Below are 14,725 nucleotides of genomic sequence, written 5' to 3' on the forward strand. Positions count from 1 at the left end.
CCCGTGGCGTATTACTCGAAGATCGGTTCGAAACCGGCATCGCTAAGCGCGGTGGCTCGGGCTTCCATCCAGTCGGCAGTAAACGCCTCGTCATCACTGGGGGCGTCTTGCATAAAGCTTTCCCAGGCGCTTAGCAGTACATCCTGACGTTCAACCAGCTCATCCTGATGGGCCTGCATTTCATCAGTCCATACGTCGATCTCTTTGTAGTACTCCACGACCGCATCGTGGAACGGCACTACCCATTGAAGATCTTGCTGTTCCAAGGCGTAGCCAAGCGCCCCTGGGGCGTTATCTTTGTAGTCGTCGAAATTTTCCTGCATGGCCTTGATTAGGCCATAAGCGACGTTGTCATCCAGGTCTTGGTTGGCGACCACAATGGGGTATGGGTAGCTAGCGCTGGGCACCGGGTTTTCGGCGCTGATGCCACCAGCCCCAGAAGTGACTTCGTGCGGGCGGAAGTAGGGCGCAACGGCGGCCATGCGCTCCCAGCCTGCTTCGTCGTTGGGGTCTAGCACTGGCCAGCTAATGCCGCGCGGACTACTGGCCAGCTGCTGGGCTGGCGGGGTCMCCGTGGTGGTAAAGGAGGCATCCACATCGCCAGCGATAATGCCATCGAACGAGCGCCCGTAGCCGGGGTAATCAACCCGCTCTACGTCATCCCAGGTCAAGCCACCAAAGGCAAGGTAAGCTTCGGTGCCTTTATTGAGCGCATCGTCACCGCGGATATAGGCGATGCGCTTGCCGGCCAGGTCAGCGGGCGTTTCAACGTCCAGGTCGCCCGCAACCGCAAGAGAAAGACCAAAAGAGGCAGTGGAAGTGGTAATGACGCGTAGTGGCTGAGGACCCCAGTCGCGGTCGGCAAACATCATTACCCCTTCAGCGCCGTAGTAGCTGGCGATCCCGCAGGCGCAAAGGTCAACGCGGCCCTGCTTAAGCGGCGTCATCCGTGAAACATCGTTGTCCCCCGGCAGGATACGCACTGATGAATCGTATTTGTTCTGCAGCATATTGCCGATGGCGACGGCTTGGGCATAGCCGCTTGAGTTAGTGCCATAGGCCGTCCAGGCCATGGTGCCGGGGAGTTCAATGTCACTGGCGTGGCTGACTGCTGCGCCGAGTAGCGATAAAGGTAAGGCGGCGATGAGTAGGCGGTGAGCAAATGGATGCATTGGGATGCTCCTTTATTGTGGTTGTGTTTAAGGTTTTAGTTACGTTTTGCTACATAGTGTTTTGCTATGCGGTACTTGGTTTTGCTAAGTGGTCGGCTGATAGTAGAGAAGCCGCTGGGTGGCTGTCAATGCTGTTGTCAGCAGCGGTGCCCGTTGGTATACAACAGGTATAAAAAAACCAGGCAAAAGCCTGGTTTTTCAGAGCGGTAGCGAGAGCAATGCAGTTAAGAAAATTCACGCCAAGCGGCGTAGGTGCTTAAAAACACCCGCCCGGTAAGCGCATCCAGAAAGTCACTCTTCTTTAGCTGATCCATCACCGGGCCTTTGACCTCGGATAAATGCAGTTTTACATCGGAGTCTTTTAAGCGGGCGTTGATGGCATCCAGGCTTTCTAGCGCCGAGGCATCAATCAGGTTAACCGCCGAACAGATCAATACAACGTGCTCAAGCTCGGGGTGGCTCGCTACCAGGTTATAGACGGTGTCTTCCAAATAGCGGGCATTGGCAAAATAGAGGCTCTCATCAATGCGCAGCAGGGCAACGGTATTGACCGTCTCGACATCGTGGCGGGTAGTATTTCTAAAGTGTTCGGTGCCGGGGACGCGGCCTACCAAGGCGCTATGAGGGCGGCTGGTGCGGTACAAAAATAGCGCAATAGAGAGCGTTACCCCGCTGATGATGCCCGCCTCAACGCCTTCGCACAGTGTCAGCAAAATCGTCACCGCCATGGCGGCAAAGTCGCTGCGGGAGTAGCGCCAGGTTTGCCGCAGCATGGGGATGTCCACAAGCGTCAAAATCGAAACGGTGATCGTTGCGGCCAGGGTCGCGATGGGCAGGTAGTAGAGCCAGCCGGTGAATGACATAGTGACCAGCGCAATACCTAGCGCCGCAAAGGCACCTGCCGCAGGCGTTTGTGCGCCTGCATCGTAGTTGATGACCGTGCGGGATAACCCCCCAGTGACTGGCATGCCGCTGGAAAGCCCGGCGGCTAAATTGCTGGCACCAAGGCCCACAAGCTCCTGATTGGGAGAGATACGCTGGCGCCGCTTCGCGGCCAACATCTGGCCCATGGAAACCGACTCCACAAAGCCGACCAGACTAATCAGCAGCGCGGGGATCACAAGTGCCCGCCACAGTGAGTAGTCTCCCAATGGGAAGCTCAGTGCGGGTAACCCGCCTGGAATTTGTCCCACAACGCTGACGCCTTTATCGCCCAACTGCCAGTACCAGGTAACCAGGGTGGTAATCACGACGGCAAAGACCGGCCCTGCTTTGGCAATCAAGTCTGCCAGGGTGCGTGGCAAGCCCATTGAGTGCAGGGCGGCTTTACCATGGCGTCGCATAACGATCAAAAACAGCAGCGTTCCACTGCCGATCAGTAAGGTGGGTAAGTTGAAAGTGGCTAAATTAGGCACCAGGGTGACAAGGCGTTCCACCAGGGTAAAGCCACTACTCTCAACCCCCAGCAAGCTGCCCAGCTGGCTAGCAGCGATCAATATGCCCGACGCCGTTAAGAAGCCGGAAATAACCGGGTGACTGAGAAAATTGCTGAAAAAGCCCATTTTAAGCAGCCCCATGATTACCAGCATGCCACCGGAAAGCAGGGACAGGATGAGCGCGGCCTGTAAATAAGTCTCTGTGCCTGTGACCGCCACGGAGGAGAGTGCGGCACCGGTCATCAAAGCGATGATGGCGACCGGCCCGACGGCAAGGGTCTTGCTGGTGCCAAACAGGGTATAGACCAGTTGCGGCAGGATGCTGGCGTAGAGGCCTACCACTGCAGGCAGTCCGGCTAGCAGCGAATAGGCCAGCGACTGGGGAATGACCATCACCGTGACGATCAAGCCCGCCAAGAGATCGGCCCCAAACAAGCGTTTATGGTAGTGGGGTAGCCACGTCAGGATCGGCAAATAGCGCTTTAGCATGGGTTCCAGGTGTTATCGGAGTGGCAGAATAAAGAGAGTAAGGGATATTCCATTTCATTGCAGTGCTTATATTCATTTCTACTGCGGTAAGCCAATGATGAACCAGCGCTTATACACTTTCGTTCTGCCCCCAAAGTGCTACTTCTTTCATTAGCGTAACACGCTAAGCTTAGCCGCAAAGGGGAGTTAAGCCCCCTAAAATAGGGTTTTCGATACTCAATAACGTCAATAAAAAGAGTACTGCTCATGCGCTTACTGCGATTGTTAGTTCCGGGGTTTTTGTTGGCGCTGTCCGTAGGTCTTGTCGTACAGGGCGGTGTCTGGATTTATCTGGCGCTCCTGTCCGCTGCACTGGGGGGCGGCGTTGTACTGCTCAGTGCGCTTGAAAGCGTGTACCGGGCCGACCAACGTCGTCTTGAACAGCGCCAGCGTGGCTTTAAGCCCCTACGTGATTACCGTTCGTTACGTGGTATGGCGTACCGGTTAATGAATCGCGCCAGCAGTACCGCGATTGCCTCGGCAGAAGTGTCACACTATGCCGACCTGATGGATCAGCGCCTTTCCAAGCAAGAGGCCATGGCCCGTGAGGCTTCATCGAGCATGACGGCGATTAATGCGGCCATTATGCAGGTCAGTGCCAGCGCCAGCCAGGTGGCGGCACTGGCAGAGAGCGCCCGAGAAGCTAGCCATCACAACCATGCTGAGCTGGACGATATAATCCAGGATATGAGCGACGTTGCCGACCGCTCCAACCAAGCATTGGAAATGCTGACTGCGCTGAACGATAAGATTGAGCGCGTGCGCAGCGTCACCTCCATGATCGAGGATATCGCTGAGCAGACCCATCTGCTATCGCTCAATGCGTCAATTGAAGCAGCACGTGCGGGGGAGCACGGGCGTGGGTTTGCGGTAGTCGCGGGTGAAGTGCGTAATCTGGCACTAAAGACCTCAACCGCGACCCAGAGCGTCGATGAATTAGTTAAGGATATGCATCAGAGCGGTCAATCGGTGGTCGCTACCATGGGTCAGTTAATGACCCGCATCAGCGAGCGTTCCAAAGGATTGCAAGTGGTCGGCAATAGCCTGGGTACGATGACCCAGGAATTCGATCAGGTGCAGAGCGAAATTACCCGGGTTGCCGGTGCGATGGAGAACACACGCCAGCATAGCCAAACCGTGGCGGATGGCCTTAGCCAGCTAGAAGATGATGTGGATGAAGGCAACCGTAATATGCATGATTTGGCCGAGCAGGCGCGGGCGCTGATGGAAGCCGCAGAAGGCGTCGATGGGGAACTGGCTCAACAGCATTTAGAAGGGCGCCACCAGCAGGTGTTCCGCGCGGCACGCTCAACGGCCAATAAATTGGGCAAGTTGCTGGAAAAAGCGATAGCCAGSGGGGAGCTTTCAGATACCCACCTGTTCCAGCCCCAGTATGAACAGATTCCGGGTACGCAGCCGCCACAGTATACAACCGGCTTTGATAGTTTCACCGATAGGTATCTACCTGATCTGCAGGAGCCTTTGCTCACTCAGCTAGGTTTGAGCTACGCAATTGCCTGTGACCGTAAAGGCTATGTGCCTACCCATAACAAGGCAGTTAGCCTCGCGCCAACCGGTGATTACGCCCACGATCTAAAATTCTGCCGCAACAAACGCATTTTCGATGACCCAACCGGCAGCCGCTGTGGCGCTCATGAAAAGCCGTTACTGCTGCAAACCTACAAGCGCGACACCGGCGAGATCATGCACGACCTCTCGGTACCGGTGTATGTCCAGGGTAAGCACTGGGGCGGTTTCCGGGTTGGCTACCAGCCTGAGCGTGATATAGCGGCTCCCCCTGCGTTGCAGTCAGAGACCGCTCCAGCGCCACCGCTTGCACTAACTAGCCGCAGCGTAGCGCGGGCGTGACTGCCACGCCGACCAGGAGTAAAGCGCGAGCCCGATCCAAATAAGCACAAAAGTGGCCAACTGGATAATGCCCAGGGGCTCGCCGAAAACCGTTAGCGCGATGAGAAATTGGATACTGGGATTGATGTACATAAGAAAGCCAATGGTCGCTAAGCGTAGCCGACGGGCCGCGCCGGCAAAAGCCATAAGCGGCAATGCGGTCAAGACACCGCTGGCGATTAGCAGACTAGTGGTAGATGTATTTTGCAAAAAGTGCGAACTGCCGTTCCAGCTTAGCCAAGTCAAGGCGATCAGGGCGAGGGGAAATAGCAACAGGGTTTCTACAAACAGTCCTGATAAGCCGTCCAGCGGCACCTGCTTACGAAACAGGCCATAACTGCCGAAGCTTAACGCCAGCATCAGGCTAATCCAAGGCAGTTCACCCAGCATCACAAACTGGATGGCAATGGCCACGCTGGCCAGCCCCAAGGCGACCAACTGCAACTTTGCCATCACTTCCCGCAGCACCAGCATGCCCAGGGCGACATTCACTAGCGGCGTTAAGAAGTAGCCCAAACTTGCCTGCAGTACCTGCTTAGACTCCACTGCATAAATATAGATACCCCAGTTAAACGCAATCAATAGCGCGCAGGCCAACACGCGGCCAAGCCGCTTGGGTTCACCCAGTGCAGTGACCACCGGCGGCCAGCGGCGCAGTAAGGTAATCAAGCCGACCAAGAAAAGACACGCCCAAATGATACGGTGAATCAATATTTCAAAGGCGGGAACGCCGTCAAACAGGGCAAAAAAGAGCGGAAAGCAGCCCCACATGGTGTAGGCGGTTAGCCCAAACATAACGCCTTTGACGGCAGCGGGATCGCGTGTTGGAGTAGGAAGCATAGCAGCCTCATTATTTAAAGATGCTAATCTAGCATAAACTTTGCAATCACACTGGCGGAATGGAGGTGTTCAATGAGTGACTCTGGAAACAGCCAACTTAGCAGCACGCTAGTGCAGTGCGACCTGCGCTGGGAAGACCCCCAGGCCAACCACGCCCATCTTGAACAGTTGCTAGGCGAACTGGATGGCCGCGATACGGATCTGATTGTATTGCCGGAAATGTTTGCCACTGGCTTTACCATGAACTCCCGCGAGATGGCTCAGCCGATGGCAGAGAGCCAAAGCGTTGCTTGGCTGCAGGCCCAGGCGAAGGCGCGCAAATGCGTGATGACGGGCAGCGTGGCGATTGAAGAGCAAGGCGAGTTTTATAATCGCTTGATCTGGGCCACCCCAGAGGGCGACTTAACCCACTACGACAAGCGCCACCTGTTCCGTATGGCCGGTGAGCATGAGCGCTATGGCATGGGTAGTGAGCGCAAAGTGGTGGAACTCAACGGCTTTAAACTGCTGCTCAGCGTTTGCTATGATCTGCGTTTTCCTGTGTGGATGCGCCAGCAGCCAGCAGAGGGGGAGCATTTCGAGTATGATGCGCTGCTGTGTATTGCCAACTGGCCAGCACCGCGTCGTCACCCTTGGCGCACGCTGCTACAGGCCCGTGCGGTAGAGAACCTAAGCTATGTGATTGGCGTTAATCGCGTTGGAGAAGATGCCAAAGGGCTTGCCTATAGCGGCGACTCCCTGTTGGTCGACTTCAAAGGCGAAGCGTTAATTGATAAACCTGCCCATACCCCGTTTATAGAGACGGGCACGCTGGATAAAACTGCCCTTGATGCTTTTCGTGAAAAATTTCCTGCCTGGCAAGATGCCGACCATTTTAAGCTGCTGCCAGGAGTCGGTTAATGATGCGCCTTGATCGCTTTTTGAGTGAAMCCTCACCGTTAACCCGCAGTCTCGCCAAGCGGGCACTCAAAAATGGCGAAGTGACCCTGAACGGTGAGCCGATCAAACAGTCGGCGACCCAAATCGATACCGATAATGATGTGGTGGTACTCAACGGCGAGCGGCTAGCGCTGGTAGGCGTTCGCTACATTATGCTGCACAAGCCCGTCGACGTTGAATGTAACGCCCGCCGCGGTCTCTACCAAAGAGCAATCGATCTAATTGATCTACCCAAAGCGGATCGGTTGCAGCCGGTAGGGCGGTTAGATGTAGATACCACGGGCTTACTGCTATTAACCGATGATGGTCAGTGGTCTCACCGCGTCACATCTCCGCGCCATCGCTGCGCCAAGGTGTATATCGCCGAGCTAGCCGAGCCTATGGAAGGCGCCGCGGCGGAGTGGGCGATTGGCCAGGTCGCCGATGGCCTGATGCTGGATGGGGAAGAGACACCGACCCAACCTGCAACGTTAAGACTTCTTTCGCCTACCCAGGCGGAGCTCACCATTACCGAAGGGCGCTATCACCAGGTGAAGCGGATGTTTGCCGCCCTGGGAAACCATGTGAACTCACTGCACCGAAGTTCCATCGGCGATTTAGCGCTGGATGAGAACCTGGCGCCTGGCGAGTGGCGGGAATTAACCAGCGACGAAATCGCGCTTTTCTGAGTGCCGGTTTAAGGTCTGCTTTAGCCGCTTCCTCAATGGATGAGCGGCTTTATTTTTAATTTAATATTTATACCGTTATCTTACGTTTTCGCCCCAAGTTATTGCCTGGAGATTGTGCGAATCAGGTGGAAAGTCGTAGGCGGAAACTGCCTTCCAGCAGTTCCGTTAGCCGTTGCTTCGTCTTAAGGGGCTAGGTGGGCAGCAGCAATCAGCGCTTGGGTATAAGCGTGCTGGGGCGCTGAAAGCACCTCTAGGCAGGGGCCTTGTTCGACCACTTCGCCATCCTTGAGCACCATAATGCGGTGTGCCATGGCGCGGACAACGGCTAAATCATGGCTTATAAACAAATAGCTAAGCTGCCGCCGCGACTGTAGGTCACGCAGTAGCGCGACTAACTGCTTCTGCACGGTACGATCTAGCGCTGAGGTCGGCTCATCCAGCACCAGCAACTCTGGTTCTAGGATAATCGCTCTGGCTACGGCAATGCGCTGGCGCTGACCACCGGAGAACTCGTGGGGATAGCGGGCGGCACAGCTTTCGGGCAAACCTACCTCGTGCAGGGTTTGATTAACCCGCTGGGCGACTTCTTCAGTGGTGAGGTGAGGGTAGTGAAAGCGCAGGCCCTCACTAACGATATCGAACACCGGCATACGGGGTGAGAGGGCGCCATAGGGGTCTTGAAACACCATCTGCAGCCTGTGGCGATGACGGCGCAACGCATCGCCGGTCAGGGAGCTTAGCTTATCGGTACCAAGGCTAACCTCGCCATGGCTGGTAACCAGTCGCATGACCGCCGAGGCCAGCGTGGTTTTACCTGAGCCGGACTCGCCCACAATGCCCAGAGTCTCTCCCGGCGCAATATGGAAATCGGTTGGTTGAACGGCTACAAAAGCGGGCGGCTGGCGCTTAAATAAGCCGGTTTTAGGGCGCTTAAAGCTGACGCTTAACTGACGAGCGGTTAATAGCGGCGCTGTTTGCTCAATGGCTTGGGGCCGACCCTCCGGCTCGGCAGCCAGTAACGCTTTGGTGTAATCACTCTGCGGATGCTGAAAGACCTGCTCCACCGGGCCGATTTCCTGAATGCGCCCCTGGTACATCACGCAAATTCGGTCTGCATAACGGCGAACTAGGTTTAAGTCGTGGCTGATAAACAGCATACCCATGCCATGGTGATCGCGTAGTTCACGCAGCAGAGCGAGAATCTCCTGCTGTACCGTGACGTCCAGCGCAGTGGTGGGCTCATCGGCAATCAACAGTGAGGGATTGTTGGCAATCGCCATGGCAATCATCACCCGTTGACGCTGCCCACCCGAGAGCTGGTGGGGCCAGGCGTCCAGCAGTTCGTCCGGGCGCGGTAGTTTTACTTGTTCCAGCAGCTCTTTGCTGCGCTCACGGGCCGCCTGGCCGCGCAGTCCTTGATGCAGCCGTAACGCTTCACCAATCTGCTTACCCACCCGATGCAGTGGATTGAGCGAGGTCATCGGCTCCTGGAAGATAAAGCCGACGCGATTACCGCGTATAGTGTTCCACTCAGTTTCCGTTAAAGTGGCCAGATTGGTATCACCCAGCCAGCGTTCGCCCTGAACGCTAGCGTTACTGGGCAGCAGATTTACCATACCCAGCGCCGATACCGATTTGCCGGAGCCTGACTCACCGACAATAGCCAGGGTTTCGCCCGCATTGAGAGTGAGTGAGAGTGACTGGACCACCGGGTTGCCATCAAAGGCGACATCAAGATGTTCAATGCGCAGCAGGGGATTATGCATGCTGAGTCTCCTGGGCAGGCCCAGCTTGGCGCTGCTGCACGTGACGAGGATCAAAGGCATCGCGCAAGCCTTCGCCGATAAAGACCAGCAGCGAGAGCATGATCGCCAGGGTCATAAACGCCGTGATACCCAGCCAAGGAGCGTGAAGATTATTTTTACCCTGGGCTGCCAGTTCACCTAGCGAGGGAGCGCCGGGGGGCAGGCCGAAACCGAGGAAATCCAGTGCGGTGAGCGTGCCAATTGCACCGGTAAACAGAAACGGAATAAATGTCAGTGTCGCGACCATGGCGTTGGGCAGCACGTGGCGCCACATGATCAGGCGTGACGGCAAGCCCATGGCTTTGGCCGCGCGCACGTACTCGAGATTGCGCGCGCGCAGGAACTCGGCGCGCACGATATCCACCAAGCCCAACCATGAGAAAAGCAGCATAATCCCCAGTAACCACCAAAAACCTGGCTGAACAAAGCTGGCCAAAATAATCAGCAGGAACAGCACCGGCAAGCCGGACCAAATTTCGGTGAAGCGCTGCCCAATCAAATCAATTTTGCCGCCAAAGTAGCCCTGCACGCCGCCCACCACAACGCCGATGACTAATGACCCGGCGGTGAGTACCAGGGCAAAGGCCACCGAAAGACGAAAACCATAAATGACCCGTGCCGATACATCCCGCCCCTGGTCGTCGGTGCCCAGCCAGTGGCGGCTATCCGGTGGAGCCGGGGAAGGGCGGGTCATATTCATATCCAGAGTCTGATACGAAAACGGAATGATAGGCCAAAGCGCCCAGCCGTGATCTTTAATCTGTTGTTGAACAAAGGGATCCAGATAGTCCGTTCGGGTCGGCAGGAAGCCGCCAAACTCGGTTTCTGGGTAGTCCACCTGCATGGGAAAGTACCACTGGCCTTCGTACTGCATAATGATCGGTTTGTCGTTGGCAATCAGTTCGGCAAACAGGCTAACAATAAACAGCGTGGCAAATAACCAGAGTGACACCCGGGCACGACGATTGGCTTTAAAAGCGGCCAGCCGACGGCGAGTGATAGGTGCTAAACGTGACGATAAAGCGGCCATTATCACGACTCCCGAGTCGAAAAGTCGATACGCGGGTCTACCCACACGTAGGTCAGATCGGAAATCAGCTTGAGGATTAAGCCGATCACGGTATATAGAAACAGGGTGCCGAAAATTACCGGATAATCCCGCTGCATCACCGCTTCAAAACCGAGCAGTCCCAGCCCATCCAGGGAGAAGATCACTTCGATAAGCAGCGCCCCGGTGAAGAAAATGCCGATCATCGCAGCGGGTAGGCCGGCGATAATAATCAGCATGGCGTTGCGAAACACATGGCCGTAAAGCACGCGCCGCTCGTCGGCGCCCTTAGCGCGAGCGGTAATCACATACTGCTTGTGAATCTCATCAAGGAAGCTGTTTTTGGTAAGCATTGTCAGGGTGGCAAAGCTGCCAATCGAGGCGGCGATTACCGGCAGCGTGATATGCCAGAAGTAGTCTTTGACCTTGCCCCAGGCTGAAAGCTGGTCGAAGTCGGGTGAGGTCAAACCGCGTAAAGGGAATAAGTCCCAGTAGGTGCCCCCGGCAAACAGGACAATGAGCAGGATGGCAAACAGGAAGCCCGGAATGGCATAGCCGACAATCACTAGTCCGGATGACCAGACGTCAAATCGGGAACCGTGACGCAGTGCCTTTTTGATGCCTAACGGGATGGAGATTAAATAGACCAGTAACGTTGTCCAAAGTCCTAATGATATGGAGACCGGCAGCCGCTCTATCATCAGTTCGGTGACCGGGCGGTCACGGAAGAAACTGGTGCCAAAATCGAGGGTGAGGTAGTCCGCCATCATGCCGATAAAGCGTTCATGGGCGGGTTTGTCAAAACCAAACTGCTGCTCTAGCTGTTCGATAAAGCGCGGATCAATGCCCCGGGCACCTCGGGAGTCGTCGCTGACCTGGACGTCGGCGCCGCCCATATCCAAGCGAGTGCTGGCCATGGCGTCAGCACCCTCAAACCGCGCCAACATCTGATCAATTGGCCCGCCCGGCGCCGCCTGAACAATCATAAAATTGAGTAGCATGATGCCGAACAAGGTCGGAATCATTAGCAGCAGTCGGCGTAAGGTATAGCGGGCCACAGAGCACTCCGAGGTTTATGACGATGAAACCGTTAAGGATAAGCCGTTGCAATCAGTCGTTGTCATCGCGGCCGTGTTAGCGTCCGCGTTGACGGCGCTGTAGTGCTGCTTCACGGTCGGTGTCTACCCACCACGCATCCATATCCATGGCGTACTCTGGGAACGGCTCGGGGTAGCCAAACTTATCCCAAATGGCGATACGGGTCTCCCCTGAGTGGTAGTGGGGAATCACATAGAACCCCCAGCGCAGCACACGATCCAGCGCGCGGGTGGCGGTATCCAGCTCTTCACGGCCATCGGCACTAATGATCGTTTCCACCAGGGCATCGACCGCAGGGTGTGCCAGCGCCATCCGGTTGCGGCTTTGCGGCGCCTCGGCGGCGGCACTGGTCCAGAAGTCACGCTGCTCATTGCCCGGATTGTTCGACTGAGGGAAATGACTAATCACTATGTCATAGTCGTAATTGCGCTGCCGATTTAAATATTGATTAATATCAACGATACGCAGCGATGTCTGCACCCCTAAGCGGGCCATATTGCGCAGCATGGGTTGAACCACCCGTTCAAGTCCAGAATCGTAAAGTAAGACTTCCAGACTTAAAGGACGTCCGCTGTCTTGGTTGACCAGCACGCCGTCCTCAACCCGATAACCTGCCTCACGGAGTAAATCAAGCGCTTTACGCAGCCGTTCGCGTAGCTCGACGGGCTCATCGATAGGCAGCGGCTCGGTAAACAGGCGATCAGAGCCATGGGAGGCCATTAACTCTTCACGGAAGGGCTCCAGCAGCGCTAGCTCTGCCTCTGAAGGCAGCCCGGTGGCTTCCATTTCAGAATTTTGGAAAAAACTCTCGGTGCGTTGGTAAGTACCGTAAAAAATATTGGTATTAAGCCACGGGAAATCGAAGGTAAGGCTCAATGCTTCTCGTACCCGTGGGTCTTGAAACTTCTCCTTCTGCAGGTTGAAGACAAACGCCTGCATCATGGATGGATTAACGTCCGGCACGGTAAGTCGCTTGACCAAGCCCTCTTCGTAGGCAGGAAAGTCGTAGCCAATTGCCCAGGTGGCGGCGCGGGCATCGGTACGAAAATCGGTCAGACCGGCTTTAAAAGCTTCCCAGGCAATGTCGCGGTCACGGTAGTAGTCGTAAATGATGCGATCGATATTGTAACGACCCACGTTGACCGGTAAATCTTTACCCCAATAGTTCTCATCGCGCTGATAAACAATGCGCCGACCAGGGTCGACTTCGCTAATACGGTAGGGCCCGGAGCCTGGGTGCGCGACTAGGGTGGGTGAGGTGAATTCCCGGGGCTCCCAATAGTGGCGGGGGAGTATGGGTAACTGGGCAATGATTAACGGCAGCTCTCGGGACTCGGTATCGTTAAACGTAAAACGCACCTGATGCTCGTTTAGCGCGATGGCTTCCTCTACCCCAGCGTAGTAGCTGGCGTAAAACGGGTTGCCTTCTTCGCGGAGCAAGTTAAGCGAGAACACCACATCATAGGCCGTAACCGGCTCACCATCCTGGAAACGTGCTTCAGGGCGCAGGTCGAACTCAATCCACTGCCTATCTGGATCAAGGCGTACACCCTCAGCCAGTAAGCCGTAGAGGCTAAAGGGCTCATTAGGGTTGCTGGCCATTAGGGTGTCGTAGATTTGTGAAATGCCGGTAACCGGCGTACCGCGAATAATAAACGGGTTTGTCGAGTCAAAGCTGCTGCCCACGGCGGTATGGGTAATGGTGCCGCCTTTGGGGGCCTGCGGGTTTACGTGAGGGAAGTAGGGGAAATCTGCTGGTAGCTCGGGGCTATCGTACAGCGATAGCGCGTGAACGGTTTCAACCGGCACCACGTTATGCGCGTCGGTATTTAAATCACCCACCACGTTGGCGCTGGAGGTGGTGTCAGAAGCATCGCTATTAGTCGCTGTTTCTGAAGCGCTGGCCTCTGAAACAGTGTTCTCTGAAGCGATGCTCTCTGAAGCCAGTACCGATACGTTGAATAGCAGGCCACTGATGAGTAGAAGCGATTTCGCAAAAAACAAACCACGCGGCATTGGTGACATCCCATGTGAACAAAGCCAACTATGTTAACCCGGTTTAACGCCCTGAAAGTGTCAGCAGTTGGCCTGGTTGTAAAGCGCCGGGGCGGTCAATCGCATTCCAGCGGATAAGGTCTTGCTGGTTGACATTATAACGGGCTGCAATCGCCGAGAGGCTATCGCCACTTTCAACGCGGTGGGTATCGGCGCTGCCATTTTGTGCAACCGCTTGGCGACTGTCTTGTGCTTGACTACCGTCTTGTGAGAGTTGCGCGAGCATCTGCGTGTCGACCTCTTCAGGTACCAGCAGGGTCTGAGCACTGCGTGGATCGATACTGCCATTCAGCAGGCCTGGATTGAGCTCGGTTAACGCCGTCTTACTGACATTCAGCAGCTGCGAGGCTTCCGAGAGCGTCACCGCGTGGGTCAGCTTCACTTTCGCGAAGGCTGGGTCAACGTGTATTTCCGGTAAGCTGACGCCGTACTCCTGAGGATCGTTAATGATCGTCGCGATGGCTTTCAGTTTGGGCACATACTGCATGGTTTCGTAGGGCAGCGAGAGATCCCAATAATCGCCGTTTAAACCTTGAGCCTGGGCCTGATGCTGAGCACGGTTAACGGTTCCGGCGCCTGCGTTATAAGCGGCTAATGACAGCATCAGATCACCTTCGTACCACTGATCAGCCTGCATTTCCAAGTAGTCCAGCGCTGCCTCGGTGGAGGTCAAAACGTCTAACCGGCCATCGTAGTTTCCATTACGTACCAACCCCAACGCATCCCCGGTACCGGGCATAAACTGCCATAGCCCAGCGGCACCGCGGTGGCTCCGCGCGCCTGGGTCAAAGGAGCTCTCTACAAAAGGAATTAATGCCACTTCACCGGGTAGACCGCGCTCACTAACCTGCTGGGTAATCCAGGCGAGCCAAGGGGTAGCGCGTTCGGTGATAGTGGCAATATTTTCGGGGCTTGAACGGTAGTACTCAATCCACTCGTCTACCCGCGCTTGGGCCTCGGCGGGTAGTGACTTCTCTTGCCACTGAAAGCTTTTACGCAGCGTTGTCCAGGCGTCTTGAGGCTCCAGTTCCAGCGCTTCCCAGAAGTGGATCTGGAACGGCGTTGGGCGTGGCTTTGTAGCGTCTACTGGGGTGCCTGTTGATGCAGTTGGTCTTTCATAGGCTGTGGCAGAGGCTTGAGAGCTTGCCGCAGCGGCTAACATTAGGCCCATAATTACGGTACTGCCAGCGCTCAGCATCAAGCGCTGGCGAATCGTTCGATAGGTCAT

The 14,725-nt window shown here is 55.7% G+C and carries 11 protein-coding genes; 3 read left to right on the forward strand and 8 right to left on the reverse strand.

All coding sequences use genetic code 11. The annotated features are described in order from the left end of the window. Positions 1–11: 11 nt before the first annotated feature. Both HALO_RS11680 and HALO_RS11685 read right to left on the reverse strand, forming a co-directional pair. Entirely contained in the window at positions 12–1,172 is a 1,161-nt protein-coding gene (locus HALO_RS11680; protein WP_050713450.1) for a TAXI family TRAP transporter solute-binding subunit, read from the reverse strand. A gap of 224 nt (positions 1,173–1,396) precedes the next feature. Next, a complete protein-coding gene (locus HALO_RS11685; protein WP_035579455.1) occupies positions 1,397–3,097 on the reverse strand; it encodes a SulP family inorganic anion transporter in 1,701 nt (566 codons plus the stop codon). A 246-nt stretch (positions 3,098–3,343) separates the two neighbouring features. On the opposite strand from HALO_RS11685, the gene HALO_RS11690 reads away from it, so the two are divergent. Beyond that, positions 3,344–5,005 (forward strand): methyl-accepting chemotaxis protein, encoded by a 1,662-nt coding sequence (locus HALO_RS11690; RefSeq protein WP_050713451.1) that lies wholly within the window; start codon positions 3,344–3,346, stop codon positions 5,003–5,005. Here HALO_RS11690 and rarD read toward each other — a convergent pair. After that, positions 4,976–5,884, reverse strand: coding sequence for an EamA family transporter RarD (gene rarD / locus HALO_RS11695; protein WP_035579450.1), 909 nt, complete (start codon positions 5,882–5,884; stop codon positions 4,976–4,978). The genes HALO_RS11690 and rarD overlap by 30 nt on opposite strands. 72 nt (positions 5,885–5,956) lie before the next feature. Between rarD and HALO_RS11700 the strand changes: the two genes are divergently transcribed. Together HALO_RS11700 and HALO_RS11705 are read left to right on the forward strand one after the other, a co-directional pair. Then, a complete protein-coding gene (locus tag HALO_RS11700) occupies positions 5,957–6,784 on the forward strand; it encodes an amidohydrolase (RefSeq protein ID WP_035579448.1) in 828 nt (275 codons plus the stop codon). 2 nt (positions 6,785–6,786) lie between these two features. Continuing rightward, the gene (locus tag HALO_RS11705) at positions 6,787–7,491 is read left to right on the forward strand and encodes a pseudouridine synthase (protein WP_050714166.1); all 705 of its coding nucleotides are present in this window, start codon (positions 6,787–6,789) and stop codon (positions 7,489–7,491) included. Positions 7,492–7,673: 182 nt separating this feature from the next. Here HALO_RS11705 and HALO_RS11710 read toward each other — a convergent pair whose 3' ends face one another. From HALO_RS11710 to HALO_RS11730, 5 genes are all read right to left on the reverse strand, one after another. Beyond that, positions 7,674–9,257, reverse strand: a complete 1,584-nt coding sequence (locus tag HALO_RS11710; protein WP_035579446.1) for an ABC transporter ATP-binding protein — start codon at positions 9,255–9,257, stop codon at positions 7,674–7,676. After that, complete coding sequence (locus tag HALO_RS11715) at positions 9,250–10,326, reverse strand: ABC transporter permease (protein ID WP_035579444.1); 1,077 nt, start codon at positions 10,324–10,326, stop codon at positions 9,250–9,252. The genes HALO_RS11710 and HALO_RS11715 overlap by 8 nt, the downstream gene beginning before the upstream one ends. A gap of 2 nt (positions 10,327–10,328) precedes the next feature. Next, positions 10,329–11,402 carry a microcin C ABC transporter permease YejB gene (locus HALO_RS11720; RefSeq protein WP_035579443.1) on the reverse strand — a complete coding sequence of 358 codons (1,074 nt, stop codon included), beginning with the start codon at positions 11,400–11,402 and terminating at the stop codon, positions 10,329–10,331. 76 nt (positions 11,403–11,478) lie between these two features. Next, positions 11,479–13,458 (reverse strand): extracellular solute-binding protein, encoded by a 1,980-nt coding sequence (locus tag HALO_RS11725; protein ID WP_035579441.1) that lies wholly within the window; start codon positions 13,456–13,458, stop codon positions 11,479–11,481. A gap of 43 nt (positions 13,459–13,501) precedes the next feature. After that, positions 13,502–14,725, reverse strand: coding sequence for a transglycosylase SLT domain-containing protein (locus HALO_RS11730; protein WP_035579439.1), 1,224 nt, complete (start codon positions 14,723–14,725; stop codon positions 13,502–13,504).

It is taken from the genome of Halomonas sp. R57-5, assembly GCF_900070345.1.
Lineage (GTDB): Bacteria > Pseudomonadota > Gammaproteobacteria > Pseudomonadales > Halomonadaceae > Vreelandella > Vreelandella ventosae_B.